This window comes from Streptomyces sp. NPDC090798 (assembly GCF_044768965.1).
Taxonomy (GTDB): domain Bacteria; phylum Actinomycetota; class Actinomycetes; order Streptomycetales; family Streptomycetaceae; genus Streptomyces.
In genome coordinates this window covers 312,852-326,078 of record NZ_JBIVXA010000006.1, presented here as the reverse complement: position 1 = coordinate 326,078, position 13,227 = coordinate 312,852, and the positions used below count along the sequence as shown (strand labels likewise).

Sequence of the window (13,227 nt, the reverse complement as noted above, 5' to 3'; positions counted from 1 at the left end):
GGACGGGCGCTCATTACCCATGGGTTACCCAGCCTGGGGCAGGGTAAGGCTGCCCCGCAACAGGACCCTGGCCAGCGACTCCACGACCTCGGGCTGATAGTCGCGGGCGGTGGCCAGGCGCAGCTTCTCCAGGGCGGTGAGGGGCCCTCCCGGGCCTGCTTCCCTGGCCATCTCCTCGTACGCGTTGACGGCCCGCACGATCCGTGCCGTGACCGGTTGCTCCCGGTACGGATCGGCCTGCCGCTCCACGACCACGGCGACCTCGGCGTCCACGCCGGTCTGGCGTACGACGGCGCCGCCGAGGAGGGCGATGCGCCGCTGCTCGTCGGCGGAGAGCGCGGAGGTGGCTCCGGCGGGCACCGGGTCGACGAGGCTGAGCTGTCCGATGTCGTGCATGAGTGCCGCGTACTCCAGGATGGTCAGATCGGGCTCGGACAGCCCCAGCTCACGGCCGACGGCCCGGCTGAGCGCGGCGACCCGCCGGGCGTGCCCGGCGGGGGTGTACCCGGCGATCTCGGTCGCCCGCGCGAGTGAGGCGATCGTCTGCCGATAGGTGACGCGCACGGCGGCGTACCGCCGGACGGAGAGCTGGGTGAGCAGCAGGGGCAGCGAGAACACGGGCAGCGCCCACAGTCCGACGACCGCCACCGCGAGCGACATCACGGCCCCGGTCGCGCAGACCGCCGACCCGATGCCGAGCATGGCCCGCAGCTCGTCCCGCAGCAGCGGTCCGAAGGGCCAGCGGGTCCGGGCGTGCGCCATGGCCGCCGCGAGCACGGCGTCGCACAGCGCGGTGAGCACCAGCAGGGAGACCAGCAGCAGGGCGTACGAGGGGCCGCCCCAGCCCATCAACCTTCCCTGGTTGTAGAGGGGTTGGAAGCAGACGGCGGCGAAGGCGACGGTGAGGACACGCCGGGTGAGGTGGTCGGCGGTGGGCCCGCGACCGCGGGCGACGTGCGGTACGCAGCCGATGAGGGCCGCGGCCACGACGACGGCGACGATCTCGGGGACGCCGTGGTCGGTGCGGTGTCCGGCGTTCTCGCCGAGCAGCGCGTACGCGAGGGCTCCGGCGGCGGCGAGGGGCGCCGGCTCCCGCTCCTCGGCCCCGCTCCAGCGGGTCAGCTCCCCCACGGCGATGAGGATCCCGAAGGCGAGCGCGACACCTCGTTCGTCGAGACCGCGCCAGAGGACGACGGCCAGCGAGACCACCGCGAGGAGCAGGGCGACCGCGTGTACGAAGGTGAGGGTGAACGGGGCTCGCCCGACGATCCCGTACCCGGGAATCTCCACCCCGACGGCACTCATGACCGCCCCCGCCCGACGACACCGCTCGATGGCGGGTCGACGCCCATCGAGCGGCCGTCCGTACTCGCCGAGGGCCGGGTTTTGTCTGTCGGGTGCCCCTCTGTCCGACTGGAAACAGGCGGAGCGGGCGGGTAAACCCCTGCGGTCACCGCGGGATGCCACCCGTGTCGGTCCAGCGCTCGCACCAGGGCCCTTACCATCCCCGGATCGAACTGCGCCCCCGCGCACCGTTCCAGTTCCTCCAGCGCCGCCGGCACCGGCCGGGCCCGCCGGTAGGACCGGGTCGACGTCATCGCGTCGAAAGCGTCGGCGACGGCCACCACGCGTGCGAACTCCGGGATCTGGCGCCCCACCAGCCCGTACGGGTACCCGCTCCCGTCGATCCGCTCATGGTGGTGCAGGATCGCCGACCGCGCCTCCCCGAGGAAGCCGATGCCGCGCACCATCTCGTGCCCGTACTCGGGATGCAGCTCGATGATCCGCCGTTCCTCCGGCGTCAGCGGCCCGTCCTTGCGCAGGAGCCGCGTGGGCACGCCCAGTTTCCCCACGTCGTGCAGGATCCCGGCGAACCGCAGTACTTCGACGCGCTCGTCGTCCATGCCCAGCTCACGGGCGATCATCATGGACGCCTGCCCGACCCGCTCACTGTGCCCGCGCGTGTATCCGTCCTTGATGTCGACGGCCTGCACGAGGGCCCGGATGGTGGCCTGGTGGGCGGCCCGCTCCCGGTGGTACTGGGCGAACGCCCAGCAGGACACGTACATCGGCAGCAGGACGAGCAGCGCGGCGACAGGACCGTACGGACTGCGCCACAGCACCGCCATCATCAGCCCGGCGAGCCCGTGCGCGGCGACGGAGGCGAGGGAGCGCGAGAAGAGCCCGCGCCAGGCACCCCGCACCGGCACCCGCTCGGCGAGCGCCAGAATCCCGCCGTCGAGGGCGGTCAGCACCACGCAGAAGGTGAGCACCGCGGCCCCGGCGGGCACGAGCGCGTAGGGGAAGTGGGGCAGGGCGATCGCGTCCCCGCCGCCCAGCGCCCAGTGCACCCGGGACGCCGCCCAGACCGCGACGGCGAGCTGGGCCGCGCGCCAGACCCGGCGCAGCCACCGCGGCCGCTGCTCCACACGGGCGAGCAGCGCGCCCGGCAGCGCCACGAGCGCGGCGGCCGACGGCGGCAGCAGAAAGGCCCCGGCGAGCAGCACGGGCAGGAAGGTGCCCAGCCCTCTGGGGGCGCCCCGCTCGGCGACGCGGGCGGCGGCGCCCTTGGGACTGTGCGGGAAGGGGATCCGCTCGCAGCCGGCGTACAGCGCGGCCAGCAGCGCGACGATCCACCAGGGTGCGTGAACGGCGGCCAGCGGAGCCAGGCACGCCAAGGCGGCGAGGACGACACAGACGACGTAGAAACGGGCCCACGCCGGAATCGACCCCATCGCCTCGTTCCCTCCCCCGGACGTCCCCTGCCCCGGTCAGGCTCCGGAGCCTAGGGCGATGGGGACGGTACGGGGGCGGCAATAGCCGAATCCGCGGGCTCGGAGCCCGCGGATTAGCACGTTCGGGTGATAACCGGACGATCTCCCCAGGGAGCTCAGGACTCCTGGGGTGTCGCGGTGACGTCGTGCTCGGGCACGGTCTGACCGGAGCGGATCAGGTCGATGCGGCCCATGACCTTGGCGCGCAGATCGGTCGGCACGTCGTCCTGGCCGCAGCACCGCTTGACCAGCTTCTTCACGGCCTGCTCGAGTCCGTACTTCTCGAGACACGGCGAGCACTCCTCGAAGTGCACCTCGAACTTGGTGCAGTCCGAGTCCGGCATCTCGTGGTCGAGGAACTCGTACAGGTGGTCGAGTACCTCACTGCAATCCGTCTCGTGCGGCTCTCCGCAGCTCATGAGCCCGAGCCTTTCGCTTCGTCCGACTCTCCGGCGCCGGCCGGGACCAGCCCGCGGTCACGGGCGTAGTCCTCGAGCATGCCGCGCAGTTGGCGACGGCCCCGGTGCAGCCGGGACATCACCGTACCGATGGGTGTCCCCATGATGTCCGCGATCTCCTTGTACGCAAAGCCTTCTACATCAGCGAGATAGACCGCGATGCGGAATTCCTCGGGGATCGCCTGCAGCGCTGCCTTGACGTCCGAGTCGGGCAGGTGGTCGAGCGCCTGCGACTCCGCGGAGCGCAGACCGGTCGACATGTGCGACTCGGCACGTGCGAGCTGCCAGTCCTCGATCTCCTCGGCCGCACTGCGCTGGGGTTCGCGCTGCTTCTTGCGGTACGAGTTGATGAAGGTGTTGGTAAGAATGCGATACAGCCAAGCCTTGAGGTTGGTGCCCTCGCGGAACTGGTGGAAGGACGCGTACGCCTTCGCGTACGTCTCCTGCACCAGGTCCTCGGCATCGGCCGGGTTGCGCGTCATGCGCAGGGCGGCCGAGTACATCTGGTCGAGGAATTCGAGCGCGTCCCGCTCGAAGCGCGCGGTGCGCTCGGCGGACGACTCCGTGCTCGTGCCCTGGCCCTCGGGCTGCTCCGCCTGGCCGTTATCGGTCCCTGCGTCGGTCCCAGTGACCGGACCCACCTCCTCCAGCGACGTGGCAGGACCGAAACCGGTCCCACTCGAATCGGAGGATAGACGAACATCCACACCCGCCGCCGCTCGAACGGGGGCGGTCTTCGCCGCGTGCAGCACCGTCCAGTCCAGCTCAGGGCTACTGCTGCGGTTCGGGCAGATGGTCGAACCCATGCGGCGGACTTCCTCTCGTTCGAACGGTTCAGCACGCTCCGTGCTGTCTGCTCGGCACAACAGTGGTCCGCCGTCCGACATTCCCGTGCGTCACCCGAGTGACGCGATCCACCTCACGACGCCGTCGGTGATGGTCTTCAGGGCAGCGTCCTGGTCGATCGGTGCCCTCCCCCGCGCTCGGCTTCGCTCGCGCGGGGGGACCCTCACCGGCACGGCGAAGCCATGATCGCCGTACGGCACCTCGATCAGCTCGTACGAGCCCTTCGGGAACTCCGCCGGCTTGCCGAACGGGTCGTTGCCGCCCTGGACGACGAGGGTGGGCACCCCGGTGCCGAGGAGTTCGCCGGCACGGGACTTCTCGGGCTTGCCCGGCGGGTGCAGCGGGAAACTGAGGGCGAGGACGGCGCTCGCGCCGAGTTCCGTCGCCGTGCGGCAGGCGACGCGGGCTCCGGCGCTGCGCCCGCCCGCGATCACGGGCAGTCCGGGCTTCGCGACCGTGGGCCACAGGCCGCGCCATCCCACGTCCAGGGTCTTCGGCGCGGGCGCCACCTTCTTCCCGGCCACCCGCCACGGCTGCTCGACGAGCGCGACGCTCACGCCGTGCCCGGGCAGCAGCGCGGCCAGCGCCTGGAGATCACGCGCCTCGACACCGCCGCCGGCGCCGTGACTCACAGCGAGCACGAGGCGTGGCTTCCTGGCCCGGCGCCAGGTGACGCGGGCGGTACCGGCGTCCGTCTCGATCGTCTCGATCGCGTCCATGATCTCCGTCACGTCAGAAGAGTGTGCCCTCTTCGGGGCCCTCCAGCTCCTTCAGCAGCTCCGGCCCGTTGTTGCGCACGTTGCTGACGGCCGTGGAGACGGGGTAGGCGCGCATCAGCCCGGCGGGCGGCGGCGCGAGCAGCTCGCGCAGGCCGTCGACGTCCGTACGGGCCGGGTCGAGCCAGGCGTCCCAGCGGTCCGGGGTGAGCATCAGGGGCATCCGGGGGTGGATGTCGGCGAGGGCGTACGGCCCCTCGGCGGGCGCGGCCGCGAGCGGCGAGGTCTCCGCCTCGGTCGTGATCACCGAGCACGTCACCCACCAGGCCCGGGGGTGGTCGTCGGGGAGCGTCCTGTCGCGCCAGAACTCGTACAGCCCGGCCATCGCGAAGACCGAGCCGTCCGCGGGAAGCACGAAGTACGGCTGCTTGCGCGGCCGCTTCTTCTTGCCCTCGACCTCGAGGTCGCGCTCGACGGACCCGGTGACCCACTCGTAGTAGCCGTCGGCGGGGATGATGCAGCGCCGGGCGGCGAAGGCACGGCGGTACGAGGGCTTCTCGTGCACGGTCTCCGCGCGGGCGTTGATCATCCGGGCACCGCCCTCGGGCGTCTTGGCCCAGGACGGGACGAGCCCCCACTTGAGCCTGCGCAGCTGGCGAACCGGCTTCGGGCTCTCCGCGTCCTTGAGTGGGCGGTCGAGGACGGCATACACCTCCTTGGTCGGAGCCACGTTGTAGTCGGGGTCCAAGGTCTCCTCGGGCTCCCACTTCTCGACCTCGAAGATTCCTGCGAGATCCTCGGGCCCACGACTCGCCGCATACCGTCCGCACATCTGTAATCACCCCTCCGACCTGCGAAAACGCCAGATCGCGCCGCCTCAGTCAGGCTGAGCGCGGTCGAGGCGAACCAGTGGCGCGTCGGGCTCGCCTCCGCTTTGGGCCCTGCGCCCATCCTGCCGCACTTGAAGAGTTCCGCAGCCTCCGGACCGATCCGCCGAAGAGACCCCGTCGGTCGACCCGCCAGCCTGACCAGAGAAGAAGTAGCCACGACCCGCCCGCCGGGGACCGGCCCGCCCGTCAAGAGGCGAGCCGGTCCCCGCTGGTCAGGGCCTGCGGAGCGGGTGAATACAGTGACGAGCGGTGCGGCTCCGGTGCTTTCCGGAGCGGACGACGAACAGAGGGGGCGTATGGGGAACCGACGGCTGCACGGATGTCTCGGCACGGTGGTGGGGCTGGCTCTCGCGGTGCTCGCGGCCATGCTTCTGGGCAGGGTGTGGAACGCCTGCGACACGGGAGTGAACAACTCGGCCAACAGCAGCTTCCTACTCCTCCTCTTCATCCCGGGCCTCTGGGCGGTCCTGCTGCTGAGCTGGGTGGCGGTGGGCGTCGTCCTTGGCAACCGTCCCCTTCTCCACACCCTCGCCCTCGCCGTGACGCTTCTCGCCGTTTCCTGGTGCACCCTCTCGATCTTCTGGCGCGGCACCACCTACGACTGCCCCAGCGGCGTACCCCCCTGGTGGCCGGGCTTCCTCCCGACCCCGGGGTTCTGAGGCGCTGGGGTTCTGAGGCGCTGGGGCTCTACCGCTGTGACCTGCATGTTTGCCGTCAGGAACGATCGCTGCTGGTCCGGCGTCTCACATACCGTCCCCCCGTACGTGCCACACTGCCAGATTCCGCGACACCAAAGGGAGCCACCGCAGACCATGGACAGCACCGCATCCACCTCGCTGGCCTCCCTCTGGGACCAGGTCTCCGGCACCCAGCCGGACCCCGATCTGTGGGTGGTGATAGCCACCCTGGTCGCCGCTCTCGCGGTGATCGTCCCGCACGGCGTCTGGCGCCTGTCCCGCAACGCCATCACCATCGCGCACGAGGGCGGCCACGGGCTGGTGGCGCTGCTGACCGGGCGGAGCCTCAGCGGCATCCGGCTGCACTCCGACACCAGCGGCCTCACCGTCAGCCGCGGCAAGCCCACCGGCCTCGGCATGATCCTCACCGCGGCGGCCGGCTACACCGCTCCCCCGCTGCTCGGCCTCGGCGGCGCCGCGCTGCTGGGCCTGGGCCGCATCACCCTGCTCCTGTGGCTGGCCACGGCCCTGCTCGTCGCGATGCTGGTGATGATCCGCAACGCCTACGGGGCACTCACGGTGCTCCTCACCGGCGGCACGTTCCTGGTGGTGTCCTGGCTCGCCGGGCCCCAGGTGCAGGCGGCGTTCGCGTACGCCGTGGTGTGGTTCCTGCTGCTCGGCGGCGTCCGTCCGGCCTTCGAGCTCCAGGCCAAGCGCAGCCGGGGCGGAGCCGGCGACTCCGACGCCGACCAGCTCTCCCGCCTCACCCACGTCCCGGCGGGGCTGTGGCTGTTCCTGTTCCACGCGGTGTCCCTGTGCGCGCTGCTGGGCGGCGGCCGCTGGCTCCTGGGGCGTTGAGTACTGGGGCGGTGAGTACTGGGGCGGTGAGTACTGGGGCGGTGAGTACTGGGGCGGTGAGGCACCCCTGAATCTTTCGCTCACATTCCGTCACTTTTGATCAAGATCTACCCCCACCTCCACCCACTAAAGTGGGCGCATGACCGCGAACCCCGCCCACACCGCCCTCTGGCCCGCCCCGCACGCGAGCGGAGCCGTCGACGCGACGGTCCACGTGCCGGGTTCCAAGTCGGTCACCAACCGCGCCCTGGTCCTCGCCGCACTCGCCTCCGAGCCGGGCTGGCTGCGCCGCCCGCTGCGCTCCCGGGACACGCTGCTGATGGCGGGCGCGCTGCGCGCGATGGGCGTCGGCATCGAGGAGACGGTGGCGTCCAGCTCCACGGTCGCCGCGGGCCCGGACGCCTCCGGCGAGGCCTGGCGGGTCATCCCCTCGGGTCTTCAGGGCCCGGCCACGGTCGACGTCGGCAACGCCGGCACCGTGATGCGCTTCCTGCCCCCGGTCGCCGCCCTCGCCGACGGCCCCATCCGCTTCGACGGCGACCACCGGTCGTACGAGCGCCCGCTGAACGGTGTGATCGACGCGCTGCGCCTGCTCGGCGCCCGCATCGACGACGACGGCCGCGGCGCGCTGCCGCTGACCGTGCACGGCGGCGGCGCCCTGGACGGCGGCCCGGTGGAGATCGACGCATCCTCGTCGTCCCAGTTCGTGAGCGCCCTTCTCCTGTCCGGCCCACGCTTCAACCAGGGGGTGGAGGTCCGCCACATCGGCTCCACGCTGCCCTCCATGCCGCACATCCGGATGACGGTCGACATGCTGCGCGCGGTCGGCGCCCAGGTGGACACCCCGGAATCGGGCGGCGAGCCCAACGTCTGGCGGGTCACACCCGGCGCGCTGCTCGGCCGCGACCTGATCATCGAGCCTGACCTGTCGAACGCCCAGCCGTTCCTGGCGGCGGCCCTGGTGACCGGCGGCACGGTCGTCGTCCCCGACTGGCCCGCGCACACCACCCAGCCCGGTGACCGGCTGCGGGAGATCTTCACCGAGATGGGCGGTTCCTGCGAACTGACCGACAGCGGTCTGGAGTTCACCGGTTCGGGTGCGATCCACGGCATCGACGTGGACCTGAGCGAGGTCGGCGAGCTGACGCCGGGTATCGCGGCGGTCGCGGCCCTGGCCGACTCCCCGTCCACCCTGCGGGGCGTGGCCCATCTGCGCCTTCACGAGACGGACCGGCTGGCCGCGCTCACCAAGGAGATCAACGAACTCGGCGGTGACGTCACCGAGACCGCCGACGGCCTGCACATCCGCCCGCGCCGGCTGCACGGCGGCATCTTCCACACCTACGACGACCACCGCATGGCGACCGCCGGCGCGATCATCGGGCTGGCGGTGGAGGGGGTGCAGATCGAGAACGTGGCGACGACGGCGAAGACCCTGCCGGACTTCCCCGATCTGTGGACCGGAATGCTCGGGAACTGACGGGCGGACCGGGATCATGCGCCGCTACGGCAAGCACACCGACGAGGACGACATCCGCCAGCGCCCCAACCGCAAGGGCAACCGTCCGCGTACGAACATCCGCCCCAAGCACGAGGAGGCGGTCGAGGGCATGGTCGTCACCGTCGACCGGGGCCGCCTGACCTGCCTCGTCGAGGGCCGCCTCGTGATGGCGATGAAGGCCCGCGAGCTGGGCCGCAAGGCCGCCGTCGTCGGTGACCACGTCGCCATCGTCGGCGACCTGTCCGGCGAGAAGGACACCCTCGCCCGTATCGTCCGCATCGAGCCACGCAGCTCGGTACTGCGCCGCACGGCCGACGACGACGATCCCTACGAGCGCGTGGTCGTCGCCAACGCCGACCAGCTCGCCATCGTCACCGCCCTCGCCGACCCCGAACCGCGCCCGCGCCTGATCGACCGCTGTCTGGTCGCGGCGTACGACGCCGGCCTGGAGCCCTTGCTGGTGCTGACCAAGTCGGACCTCGCCCCGCCCGACGAACTCCTCGAGCTGTACGGGGCCCTGGGCGTCCCCTACGTCGTGACGAGCCGTGCGGAGCTGGAGAGCGGCGCGGCGGTGGACCGGGTGCGCAAGCAGCTGGACGGCAAGATCACGGCGTTCGTCGGACACTCCGGCGTCGGCAAGACGACCTTGGTCAACGCGCTGGTCTCGCTGGAGAGGCGGCGCAGCACCGGCCATGTGAACGCCGTCACGGGCCGCGGCCGGCACACCACGACCTCGGCGCGGGCTATCCCGCTGCCGGGCGGTGAGGGCTGGGTCATCGACACCCCCGGCGTCCGCTCCTTCGGCCTGCACCACGTCGACCCCTCCCGGGTCATCCACGCCTTCCCCGACCTCGAACCCGGTACCGAGGGCTGTCCGCGCGCGTGCAGCCACGACGAGCCGGACTGCGCGCTGGACCAGTGGGTGGCGGACGGCCACGCGGACCCGCAACGGCTCTACTCCCTGCGCCGGCTGCTGGCGACGCGGGAGCGCACGGAGGGTGACTGAGTCCCCCTAGCCCCCTTGTGACCTCCGCGTTGTTTGCGTGGGCGGCCCGTCGGTAAGTGCTTAGCCGGTCGGTAAATGCATAATCGCACCAAGCCGGACCCAGGCCAGACGAAGCAGTCGACGTGCGGACACGGGAGGACGAGCCATGGCGTGGCTGCTGGTCGTTGTGGCGGGACTGCTCGAAACCGGCTTCGCCGTCTGTCTGAAGCTCTCGCACGGCTTCACCAGACTCTGGCCGACGGTCGCCTTCTGCATCTTCGCGCTCGGCAGCTTCGGTCTGCTGACCCTCTCCCTGCGGAAGCTCGACGTCGGCCCGGCGTACGCGGTGTGGACCGGCATCGGCGCGGCGGGCACCGCCATCTACGGCATGATCTTCCTCGGCGACCTGGTGTCGACGCTCAAGATCGTCTCCATCAGCTTCGTCATCATCGGCGTCATCGGCCTCCAGCTCTCGGGCTCCGCCCACTGAGGTGCCCCGTCAGGGGCGCGGGGAAGTCTTCTGGGGCGCGGGGCACTGCGCGACCGGCCACGACGATCGCCGCACCCGCCGACACACACTCCCCGGCACCCCAGTGGGCGAGTCATCTCCACTGCCGCGGTAACGCACCTCGCACCAGCTCCGTCACTCCACCCTCTCCCGGCGGCGCCGCCACACACGACAACGACAACCTCACCACCAACTCACACGCCCCGGCCAACTCCCCCACCTCCCCCCTCATCGCCCCGGGCCCGGACAACGCCGCGACAGCCCGATCCCGTACGAGCGCCACGAAGTCCGCCGGCGAGGGCAACGGCCCGTCCGCCCTCCGCTGCGCGGGCACCGCGGACGACGACGGCACCGCCGAGAGCGTCGGCGACGGCAGCCGCTCACTCCAGCACCCGGTCAGCATGGCCCGTACGAGCACGTTGCCCCGGGCCGCCGACATGGTCCACTCGGCGGTCGCGACCAGCCGCTCGCGCGCGTCCGCGTGGGCGGCCAGCGCGCGCTCGACACCGGCGAGATAGCCGTCGGCCTCCCGCCGTACGAGGGCGCGTGCGAGCCCCTCCTTGCTTCCGAACTCGTTGTAGAGCGTCTGGCGGGACACACCGGCCACGGCGGCGACGTCGACCATCCGCACCGTGGACCACGGGCGGTGTGCGAGCGCCGTATAGGCGGCATCCAGAAGGGATTCCCGCGCTGCAGGCATCTTTCGCCTCCCTGGGGGCGAGCGGGCGGCACTGCAGCTCAGATTTGACGCGCACAGGGGCACTGTCAAGGGTTCGCGGCGGCGTCGAGGGGCGTACGCGGACCCCCGCACGCCGCGATGATCAACCAGGCCGTGCGGCCCGCGCCCCGAGGCGCCCCGAGTCCCCTGACCGTGCCTGGGGATCCCCCGGGCCGTATGGCTGTGGCCCGAGTGGGCCATATACGGTGCAGTCATGCCCGACTATCGCGATGACCTGCGCCTGGCCCATGTCCTGGCGGACGCCGCCGACGCGGCGACGATGGACCGGTTCAAGGCGCTCGACCTCAAGGTCGAGACCAAGCCGGACATGACGCCGGTGAGCGAGGCGGACAAGGCCGCGGAGGAGCTGATCCGCGGCCACCTCCAGCGGGCACGGCCGCGCGACGCGGTCCTCGGCGAGGAGTACGGCATCGAGGGCACCGGCCCGCGCCGCTGGGTGATCGACCCGATCGACGGCACCAAGAACTACGTCCGCGGGGTGCCCGTCTGGGCCACGCTGATCTCCCTCATGGAAGCGGGCGAGGGCGGCTACCAGCCGGTGGTCGGGGTGGTCTCCGCGCCCGCGCTGGGCCGCCGCTGGTGGGCGGCGAAGGGGCACGGCGCGTTCACCGGCCGCAGCCTGTCCTCGGCCACGCGTCTGAAGGTCTCCCAAGTCTCGCGGATGGCCGACGCGTCCTTCGCGTACTCCTCGCTCTCCGGCTGGGAGGACCAGGGCCGCCTCGACGGCTTCCTGGACCTGACGAAGGCGGTCTGGCGCACGCGCGGGTACGGCGACTTCTGGCCGTACATGATGGTCGCGGAGGGTTCGGTGGACATCTGCGCGGAGCCCGAGCTGTCGCTGTGGGACATGGCGGCGAACGCGATCGTGGTGACCGAGGCGGGCGGCTCCTTCACAGGGCTCGACGGCCGCCCGGGCCCGCACAGCGGCAACGCGGCCGCGTCGAACGGCATCCTCCACGACGAGCTGCTGGGCTATCTGAACCAGCGGTACTGAGGGCACTTGCGGCTTGACCAGCACGTTTCCCCTGGTTTCAGACCCCCTGGGCCGTCGTGGGGCCGTCATCGGAGTCCGGGCCGCCCTCGAAGGCCCGGTTCACCGCCTCACGCGTCCGCTTCTCGCTGCTCGGCATCAGGTGCGTGTACGTCCGCAGGGTGAAGCCCGGGTCATGGTGCCCCAGGTACTCCGACAGAGCCTTGATGCTCTCCCCCGCGTCCAGCAGAACGGACGCGTAGAAGTGCCTCAGCGCGTGCATCCCGTTCTCCCTGCCACGCGGGACGTCCGCCCTGTCGAGAGCGGGCCGCCACGCCTTCTCGTTGAAGGCAATGCGGTGTACCGCGCGTCCCTCGGCATTGCGGAAGAGCACCGGAGCCGCGATCGGTGAGCCGTCGACCGTCCGCCACGGCAGCGTGATGGCCGCGGGCGGGTATTGCGCGATGTGCGCCTCAAGCGCGCGAGCGACGCTCCCCGGCAACGGGATGGTGCGCGTCTTACCGCCCTTCGGCAGCGCGAACACCTGCCGCCCGGCGATGAGTTTGACCTGCCGGACGACGTGAACGACTCCTTCGACGAAGTCCACATCGTCAACGGCCAGGCCAAGCACTTCGCCCTGGCGCATGCCGCACCCGCCGGCCAGGTCCACCGTGGCGCGGTACCGCTCTGGCAGTGCCGAGCGCACCGCCAGCACTCGCTCAGGCCGCCATGGCTTGATCCGGCGAGGTTCCGGCTTGGGCGCCTTCACGGACGACGATCGGCAGGGGTTGTGCGGGATCAGGCGGTCGTCGACGGCAGCGGCCTACATCGCGTTGAGGTTCGCGAAGATGACCCGCTGATAGGCGGGGGCCAGTCCCCCGTCTTCGAGCTTCCGCAGCCACTCACGGATGTGGATGGGCCTCAGCGAGTCGAGCGATCGGCTGCCCAGATGCGGCAGGGCGTGCAGGCGGATGCGCGTCTCGGTGCTCACGAACGTACTGGGGTCCATGGTGAGGGAGGCCAACCACCGTTCAGCGTGCTGCCGCACGGTGAGCCGGCCGGCCCGCGGGTCGATGTACTGCCCTCGCGCCATGTCCGCTTCGATCCCGGACAGCCATTTCTCAGCGAGGCGCTTCTGTCCGTCGGGGAAGCTCTTGGACTTCTCGGTGCCGTCGGGGCCGATGTACCGGGCCCTGTAGCGCAGGCCGCTTCCGTGGCGGTCGCTCTTGATGCGTACGGTCTTGCCGTCGGAGTTGGTCTCGGTCTTGAACCAGCGGTCTTGGATGTGGCCTGCCATGTGGCGGT

The 13,227-nt window shown here is 71.2% G+C and carries 13 protein-coding genes and 1 pseudogene; 6 read left to right on the top strand and 8 right to left on the bottom strand.

What is annotated here, in order from left to right; all coding sequences use genetic code 11:
- Positions 1 to 24 precede the first annotated feature (24 nt).
- The 6 genes from ACIQTP_RS16160 to ACIQTP_RS16135 all read right to left on the bottom strand — a co-directional run bounded on the left by ACIQTP_RS16160 (position 25) and on the right by ACIQTP_RS16135 (position 5,626).
- On the bottom strand, positions 25 to 1,305 hold the full coding sequence (locus ACIQTP_RS16160; protein WP_403400262.1) for an HD-GYP domain-containing protein: 1,281 nt from the start codon (positions 1,303 to 1,305) through the stop codon (positions 25 to 27).
- Positions 1,302 to 2,735: an HD-GYP domain-containing protein gene (locus ACIQTP_RS16155; RefSeq protein ID WP_403400259.1), complete on the bottom strand. Its 1,434-nt coding sequence runs from the start codon at positions 2,733 to 2,735 to the stop codon at positions 1,302 to 1,304. The genes ACIQTP_RS16160 and ACIQTP_RS16155 overlap by 4 nt, the downstream gene beginning before the upstream one ends.
- 155 nt (positions 2,736 to 2,890) lie before the next feature.
- Positions 2,891 to 3,193, bottom strand: a complete 303-nt coding sequence (gene rsrA / locus ACIQTP_RS16150; protein WP_054228151.1) for a mycothiol system anti-sigma-R factor — start codon at positions 3,191 to 3,193, stop codon at positions 2,891 to 2,893.
- Positions 3,190 to 3,873: an RNA polymerase sigma factor SigR gene (sigR, locus tag ACIQTP_RS16145; protein WP_402035589.1), complete on the bottom strand. Its 684-nt coding sequence runs from the start codon at positions 3,871 to 3,873 to the stop codon at positions 3,190 to 3,192. Before sigR ends, rsrA begins: the two co-directional genes overlap by 4 nt.
- A gap of 255 nt (positions 3,874 to 4,128) precedes the next feature.
- Entirely contained in the window at positions 4,129 to 4,797 is a 669-nt protein-coding gene (locus ACIQTP_RS16140; RefSeq protein ID WP_403400465.1) for an alpha/beta family hydrolase, read from the bottom strand.
- Between the two features lie 13 nt (positions 4,798 to 4,810).
- A complete protein-coding gene (locus ACIQTP_RS16135) occupies positions 4,811 to 5,626 on the bottom strand; it encodes an SOS response-associated peptidase (protein ID WP_403400257.1) in 816 nt (271 codons plus the stop codon).
- A 354-nt stretch (positions 5,627 to 5,980) separates the two neighbouring features.
- On the opposite strand from ACIQTP_RS16135, the gene ACIQTP_RS16130 reads away from it, so the two are divergent.
- The 5 genes from ACIQTP_RS16130 to ACIQTP_RS16110 all read left to right on the top strand — a co-directional run bounded on the left by ACIQTP_RS16130 (position 5,981) and on the right by ACIQTP_RS16110 (position 10,195).
- Positions 5,981 to 6,343: a hypothetical protein gene (locus ACIQTP_RS16130; RefSeq protein WP_403400255.1), complete on the top strand. Its 363-nt coding sequence runs from the start codon at positions 5,981 to 5,983 to the stop codon at positions 6,341 to 6,343.
- Between the two features lie 153 nt (positions 6,344 to 6,496).
- Positions 6,497 to 7,219: a M50 family metallopeptidase gene (locus ACIQTP_RS16125; RefSeq protein WP_403400254.1), complete on the top strand. Its 723-nt coding sequence runs from the start codon at positions 6,497 to 6,499 to the stop codon at positions 7,217 to 7,219.
- 139 nt (positions 7,220 to 7,358) lie between these two features.
- On the top strand, positions 7,359 to 8,699 hold the full coding sequence (gene aroA / locus ACIQTP_RS16120; RefSeq protein ID WP_403400251.1) for a 3-phosphoshikimate 1-carboxyvinyltransferase: 1,341 nt from the start codon (positions 7,359 to 7,361) through the stop codon (positions 8,697 to 8,699).
- Between the two features lie 16 nt (positions 8,700 to 8,715).
- Positions 8,716 to 9,726, top strand: a complete 1,011-nt coding sequence (rsgA, locus tag ACIQTP_RS16115) for a ribosome small subunit-dependent GTPase A (protein ID WP_403400249.1) — start codon at positions 8,716 to 8,718, stop codon at positions 9,724 to 9,726.
- Positions 9,727 to 9,871: 145 nt separating this feature from the next.
- Entirely contained in the window at positions 9,872 to 10,195 is a 324-nt protein-coding gene (locus tag ACIQTP_RS16110) for a DMT family transporter (RefSeq protein WP_403400247.1), read from the top strand.
- 112 nt (positions 10,196 to 10,307) lie between these two features.
- Here the strand turns inward: ACIQTP_RS16110 and ACIQTP_RS16105 are convergent, their stop codons facing one another.
- A complete protein-coding gene (locus tag ACIQTP_RS16105) occupies positions 10,308 to 10,913 on the bottom strand; it encodes a TetR/AcrR family transcriptional regulator (protein ID WP_402035571.1) in 606 nt (201 codons plus the stop codon).
- 232 nt (positions 10,914 to 11,145) lie between these two features.
- On the opposite strand from ACIQTP_RS16105, the gene hisN reads away from it, so the two are divergent.
- Complete coding sequence (gene hisN / locus ACIQTP_RS16100) at positions 11,146 to 11,946, top strand: histidinol-phosphatase (RefSeq protein WP_319746453.1); 801 nt, start codon at positions 11,146 to 11,148, stop codon at positions 11,944 to 11,946.
- A gap of 37 nt (positions 11,947 to 11,983) precedes the next feature.
- Here the strand turns inward: hisN and ACIQTP_RS16095 are convergent.
- Positions 11,984 to 13,219, bottom strand: a pseudogene (locus tag ACIQTP_RS16095) (tyrosine-type recombinase/integrase).
- Between the last annotated feature and the right edge of the window lie 8 nt (positions 13,220 to 13,227).